The 747-nt window shown below is 55.3% G+C and carries 1 rRNA gene; it reads left to right on the forward strand.

The annotated features are described in order from the left end of the window. Nucleotides 1–742: ribosomal RNA gene (locus ACFCTO_RS12130) — 23S ribosomal RNA — on the forward strand; the annotation flags it as partial. Nucleotides 743–747: the final 5 nt, after the last annotated feature.

Consider the following 747-nt stretch of genomic DNA (forward strand, 5'->3'; position numbering starts at 1 on the left):
GGAGCCGCTGGTGGGATACCAACCTTGTTTTATTGGAATTCTAACGAGAAGCGTAACGAGCTTGCGGACAGTCTCAGGCGGGCAGTTTGACTGGGGCGGTCGCCTCCGAAAGAGTAACGGAGGCGCCCAAAGGTTCCCTCAGCGCGGACGGAAACCGCGCGAAGAGTGCAAAGGCAGAAGGGAGCTTGACTGCGAGACGGACAGGTCGAGCAGGGACGAAAGTCGGGCTTAGTGATCCGGTGGTAGAGAGTGGAATTGCCATCGCTCAACGGATAAAAGCTACCCTGGGGATAACAGGCTTATCTCTCCCAAGAGTCCATATCGACGGGGAGGTTTGGCACCTCGATGTCGGCTCATCACATCCTGGGGCTGAAGTAGGTCCCAAGGGTTGGGCTGTTCGCCCATTAAAGTGGTACGCGAGCTGGGTTCAGAACGTCGTGAGACAGTTCGGTCCCTATCCATCGCGGGCGTAAGAAACTTGAAAGGGGCTGCTCCTAGTACGAGAGGACCGGAGTGGACCGACCAATGGTGTACCAGTCATGGCGCCAGCCGTGCAGCTGGGTAGCTACGTCGGGGACGGATAAACGCTGAAAGCATCTAAGCGTGAAACCAGCCTAGAGATGAGGTTTCTCATTACATTAGTAAGTAAGGTCCCACAAAGACGATGTGGTTGATAGGCCGGGAGTGGAAGTACAGCGATGTACGGAGCGGACCGGTACTAATAGACCGAGGACTTGACTACAAATA

This window comes from Megasphaera indica (genome assembly GCF_046614755.1).
In the GTDB taxonomy this organism is placed as follows: Bacteria; Bacillota; Negativicutes; order Veillonellales; family Megasphaeraceae; genus Megasphaera; species Megasphaera intestinihominis.